At 42.4% G+C, this 4,956-nt stretch carries 7 protein-coding genes; 4 read left to right on the forward strand and 3 right to left on the reverse strand.

Going from position 1 to position 4,956, the window contains the following annotated elements; genetic code table 11:
- Positions 1-100 precede the first annotated feature (100 nt).
- The 4 genes from IQ242_RS16660 to IQ242_RS16675 all read left to right on the forward strand — a co-directional run bounded on the left by IQ242_RS16660 (position 101) and on the right by IQ242_RS16675 (position 1,735).
- The gene (locus IQ242_RS16660) at positions 101-553 is read left to right on the forward strand and encodes a transposase (RefSeq protein ID WP_370583016.1); all 453 of its coding nucleotides are present in this window, start codon (positions 101-103) and stop codon (positions 551-553) included.
- Between the two features lie 101 nt (positions 554-654).
- Positions 655-900, forward strand: a complete 246-nt coding sequence (locus IQ242_RS16665) for a hypothetical protein (RefSeq protein ID WP_228021048.1) — start codon at positions 655-657, stop codon at positions 898-900.
- Between the two features lie 81 nt (positions 901-981).
- Positions 982-1,302, forward strand: coding sequence for a hypothetical protein (locus tag IQ242_RS16670; protein WP_002793380.1), 321 nt, complete (start codon positions 982-984; stop codon positions 1,300-1,302).
- Positions 1,292-1,735, forward strand: coding sequence for a type II toxin-antitoxin system YhaV family toxin (locus tag IQ242_RS16675; protein WP_193960739.1), 444 nt, complete (start codon positions 1,292-1,294; stop codon positions 1,733-1,735). Before IQ242_RS16670 ends, IQ242_RS16675 begins: the two co-directional genes overlap by 11 nt.
- 221 nt (positions 1,736-1,956) lie before the next feature.
- On the opposite strand, the gene IQ242_RS16680 is transcribed toward IQ242_RS16675, so the two are convergent.
- From IQ242_RS16680 to IQ242_RS16690, 3 genes are all read right to left on the reverse strand, one after another.
- Complete coding sequence (locus IQ242_RS16680; protein WP_193960740.1) at positions 1,957-2,679, reverse strand: hypothetical protein; 723 nt, start codon at positions 2,677-2,679, stop codon at positions 1,957-1,959.
- Complete coding sequence (locus IQ242_RS16685) at positions 2,654-3,196, reverse strand: hypothetical protein (protein WP_193960741.1); 543 nt, start codon at positions 3,194-3,196, stop codon at positions 2,654-2,656. The genes IQ242_RS16680 and IQ242_RS16685 overlap by 26 nt, the downstream gene beginning before the upstream one ends.
- A 194-nt stretch (positions 3,197-3,390) precedes the next feature.
- Complete coding sequence (locus tag IQ242_RS16690; protein WP_193960742.1) at positions 3,391-4,710, reverse strand: four-carbon acid sugar kinase family protein; 1,320 nt, start codon at positions 4,708-4,710, stop codon at positions 3,391-3,393.
- Between the last annotated feature and the right edge of the window lie 246 nt (positions 4,711-4,956).

A 4,956-nucleotide genomic window follows, 5' to 3' on the forward strand; every position in this document is an offset into this window, starting at 1 on the left:
TTGCGGTGTCAGTCTGTAGAGCGACCATAAGACCAGAACAGAGTGAATCTGTTAAGGCAGGTGCGGAACCCCGCAAGGGAAAGAAGCAGAAACCCAAATCGTGAGGTTTGGGAATCGCCGTCCGTTTCACGGCGGTGAGGATGTCAAGCTGACGAACGCTCCCGCAGCAGAATCCTTATTGCAGTTCATTCAAGGCAACAATATCCTAGCCGACAAGGGGTTTATTGGCACTGATTGGCAGACTGAGATATCAAGAACCACAGGTAATCGAGTCTCTACAGCTAAGAGAGTCAATCAACATCAACAAACTTCTCCCGTCTTTGAGCGACTTCTTCAACATTTTCGAGAACGGATTGAGGGGGTTTTCAATGAGGTGCAGAATACAGGACGCAACTTGGAGCGATTGCTCAGAAAGAAAGTTGAGGGACTTTGTGTCCATGTTGCCGCTAAAATGGCAAGTCATACCCTGCGGATACTGTTGCGTCAGCGTTTTGGTATTGATGTTCTCACCTTTGAGCAGACTCCTGTTCAACCCTTTGGGCAACTCACATAAGGCGTGATTTTAAAAATTAACTTAATCATAAAGAAAAATTTAACTTTCTCTTTTATAGTAAATTGCAAAACATGATCGAGCGGAAAATTAAGGGGAAAATTTTGATACTACTTATACTAAAAGCCATCCTGATCACCCTAGCGCTCTTGCTACTCGGTGATTTAATTTCCACGTTTCTCTACCATGTTCCAGAACACGTTTTCGGCAAGTTTCACGCTGCGGTACACCACGGCAAAAATCGGAACTTTTTTCATTACGCGGTGTTAAATCGAAATCCGCTAGTTTTACTCGATGGCTTTCTCGGCGCGCTCCTCTATAGTATATATGTATGGGGAAAGTTCAGTTAAAACGCGGTTGAGAAACTGGGCAACCTTGTATGTTATTAAATTATGTAATAACATGATATGTAGTAAACTTTGCCTAAAATCATGAGTAATAAACAATACAATCTAACCTGGGCTAGAATAGGCAATGCTTCAGGTTTCCGTCTGAGTGCCAGTTTTTTTAAGGATAATCCCCAATTCAAAGAAGCTAAAGGTGCTGTTGAAGTTATCAGCCCTGATACGCTATTAGTCCGCTTACAGCCTCAATCTGTAGAACAAGAGGAAGATGAACTGATGATGAGTTTATTCTTAGATTTTCTGACCAAGCAAGCCCTATTAAATCCTGATGCTGAGTTAGAAGCTTATACGGAAGCTATGGCAGCGGTCGATGAAGAGTTGATGACAGGAGTAGAACTTGATAGTTAACGGTTGGCGAATCTACTTTATTAAAAGACTTTTTGGGCAACAACGCCGCAATTTACAAGTTGAGGTTCGTAAACTAAAAAACACCTTGCCAACAGAAGCATACCGTACTCACTCTACAGTCAAACTCTACACGGCGATTGTGGTCGCCATCAAAGAAAAAATCCCTCTCGACCCTTTTGCTTCCCATTTTGCTCTGACTGGGGCGCTCAAGCATTACGGAAGAGTCAAAAAGATGGGACTACCTGACCGTTATCGCTTATTCTTTCGGGCTATACAAACCAAGGAGTGTAAAGCAATTTTTGTTTTATGGCTAGGCTATCCTCGCAAACAAGGGGATAAAAATGATTGTTATAAAGCCTTCACAAAAATGGTTGAGCGAGGTGATTTTCCCAGTTCTCTTGACGCTTTAATCCTTGATAGCCAAGAAGATTAGCTAGTGATAAGGTGGTTGAAAAAGCGATCGTAACCCACAGATACACTTTCAACTGCGCCTCCACAGAAAGATTGCGGTTTAACGGTTGAGTTCAGCGGCAGCAAACAAGCTCAATATTCTCGTCCAAAACTCTATCTGTCCGCTGCATTGCAGTTGTTCGACCGCTAACCTTTACATGATGCTATTAAGATGCCGCATACATAGCTTTATGAGGTCACAGGTTAAATGTCTCTGAGAAAATCATCCACGCTAAATGTTGTTAACACAGGTGCCTTCATCGTACTACCTTCACCTTCATTTCTATCTTGAATATGCCAAGACCAAATCCGGCATCTTCGATCTTTTGGTACCTTCACAATAGCGACATGATCAAATTGAGGGTTGACTGGTCGGTAGGAGCAAATTCTTCCACCGTACAGCTTGCCTGCTACATGAAGACAAGCTCTAGAATCTTCATGACAGATACTGCATAAATACTTGTCCATTATTATTCCAGGACTAAGGTAACTACCGTTTCCGAATACATCTCGGAAAAACATTTCTAAGCCATCTGAATCCTTAATAACTCGCTCTATGGCCTCACCCTGATAAAACTGTGATACAAATTTAATTCTTTCACGGCAATCACACAACTTGATCCAAACTTCCTCTACAGTTGCATTATTCTCATGCCAGTCACCACTTGTAGTTATGTGACACAGTTGGGTATAGTCGTGTAATCCTTTTACAAGTACCAAAAGAATGAGTAATTTATTATATTCATTTTCATCTACTTCAAAAATACGTTGCTTGAATGCCAATCCATAAGTAGCTATAAAATCTATGCAAAGTATTTTTGCCTCGTCATGTTGTTTCTTCCTCATTAAATCTAGCCATGTTTCAACTAAATTTGAAACATCAGCATCAAAATCTACTGAGTTACTGTTTAGGGTCATGTTGATCATTGTTAATGCCTTTGAGAACCTTTAAAAAAGTATCTGCATCACCATGAAACTTAATTTCAGCAGAAACTTTTCCGTCAATGAGCTTCAGATCTGCATAAACTTTTGTTCCATCTAAATTTTCAAATCCTTGAGATTTTTTTTGATCTCTGGAAGCTTCCAATCCTTTCTGAATTTTCTCTCCCAGTAAGCGACCTACTACACTTATTAATAAAGGCAATGCTGCATGATTCAGAATCCAGATAGAGCCAAGCCACAGATCCAAACCTCTACGTTCTGAAACTTTGGTATTTAAGCCGAGGTCATAAGAGTTTGCACACATCAAACCTTTCTCCTTTAGAAGTTTGCTCAAGGTGATCGATTCTGCTGAATCAACTAGCTCAAGTTGTTCTGATTTATTCGCAATATTTTCGGGGAGACACAATATTTGATATTGACTGAGAATATCTAGATTAACGCCAAGCTCACCCAACAGTTTTAGATCGTTCACTTCTACCTCACTGAATACACTGACAAACATTTCACTTAATTATACCGCTCTCTGCGGTCTAGCACCCTCCTCTATCTTACTATCCCACCTCCATCGGTCTAACACCCCCTTAATCATACCTAATACCGCACTGTGGGGTTTAATCACCTCAATTTGGGCATAATTAGCGCAGCGGAACGAAGAACCTGAAAACTCACATCTGCTCACTGACCACTGATTGCCTCCTATTGACACAAACGTTGATAAACTGTGGCTAAAGCTCGGACATCACCAACGTTACCCGGGAAAAGAACCACAGGTAAATTAGGAAAGAGGGGATGATCGGCTGCTGTACGGACCATGGAGACACCGGGGAGAATCTGACCGAGTAAACGGGCCGATTGCAGGCTTAAACCCGTACTTAAGACATCATTGGAGGTAATTCCACCTTTACTGATTAAAAAACTGATGTCACTGGGTAAACCCTTAACAATGTCCATTAACAGGGTGGAGACGACAACCCCAAAATCAAGGCGTTTCTGCACAGAGGCAAAGGTTAACTCTTGCCGACTGGTATAGATCACGGGGGTTTGTTTATTTTTGTGAATAAGCTTGACTTTTTCCAGAACTTGTGCTAGGAGTTGCTCTCGTTGCTCGGTACGATCGCGCAATGCCGTCACATCGATTTCGACTCCGACGGTGTTGGGTTGTTGAAGCAGTTCATCTAATTGTTGGGTAGTTTTTTTGACGTGGGAACCGACGATAATTGCCCCGGCTTCCCCCGTGGGCTTATACTTACCCATAGATTCGGGTGCGATCGGTTGAGTTCCTAAATTAGCCAAAGAAGTTAAAATACTGGCGGCACTACGGAATAAAAATTTTTTTCCCTCCCCTGCGGCGGTTAAAATATCTTCAGCAAAGCGATCGAGATCCGCTTGAGTTTCCCCATCTACCACCCCACATTGATTATTTTTGAGCTTTTGCAGTCGTTCTAAACTACCTTGACGGATATCTGCCAGTAAAAATCTCTCTACATCATCTGCTTTAATTTTACCTTTCGTTTTCTCCTCCACATAATCCGGCAGATAACTGTAGTGGTAGGCAAAAACCGAATCGCGAGCGAATTCCGTCTCGTGGACGGGAGTGGGAACGCCATCGATGATTAAATAGTGAATACTATCGCGGGTGACTCTTCCCCCCTCAAAAAAGGCTGGAATCAGGAAATGAGCATCAAAACCGCCCAATTCTTCGGCAATAACATCAGTTTCGATCGGATAATGTCCGCGCAGGGTAGAATCGGAACGACTAACCACCAAAAAATCCTCGATTCCCTCTTTAGTTAGGGCAGTTTTCAGGTGATGACAGACTTCTCGCGTGACAGACTCGGCTTTTTCGGGGGTTAAAGCGCGAGTATTGGTCAAAACAAAGAAAATTGGCGCATTATCTGCCAATCCCAAGCGGAGAGTATCTTCATCCCACCGCATCAATAACAGACAACTATGGACTGTTTGGGAACCTGTCGGGTCGTCATCTAAGACTATAATTTTAGGTCTATTATTACTCATATATTTTTTATCAGGATGGGAGGAGCGAAGGAATCAAGAGAATCTGGTTAATAGTTTATCGGGTTCTGGTTCCCCATTAAAGTCGTCCCCTCCCTAAGCAACCGCTATCAATCTTGATCACAATCTGTCCAATATAGGATAAGCTATACCTTGACATCCTCGCCGCCCTAAAAGTGCGGCGATTGCTAAACCTCACGATTTAAGTTTCTGCTTCCACCACCGTCGCATACCACAGTTAAAAAACCA

The sequence above is a fragment of the Microcystis sp. LEGE 08355 genome (genome assembly GCF_015207185.1).
GTDB classification, from domain to species: Bacteria; Cyanobacteriota; Cyanobacteriia; order Cyanobacteriales; family Microcystaceae; genus Microcystis; species Microcystis panniformis.

Bases quoted from the DNA above. Each gene is read 5' to 3' on its own strand.
- IQ242_RS16670 (WP_002793380.1), top strand. From the start codon at position 982: ATGAGTAATAAACAATACAATCTAACCTGGGCTAGAATAGGCAATGCT.
- IQ242_RS16680 (WP_193960740.1), bottom strand. From the start codon at position 2,679: ATGATCAACATGACCCTAAACAGTAACTCAGTAGATTTTGATGCTGAT.
- IQ242_RS16685 (WP_193960741.1), bottom strand. From the start codon at position 3,196: ATGTTTGTCAGTGTATTCAGTGAGGTAGAAGTGAACGATCTAAAACTG.
- IQ242_RS16690 (WP_193960742.1), bottom strand. From the start codon at position 4,710: ATGAGTAATAATAGACCTAAAATTATAGTCTTAGATGACGACCCGACA.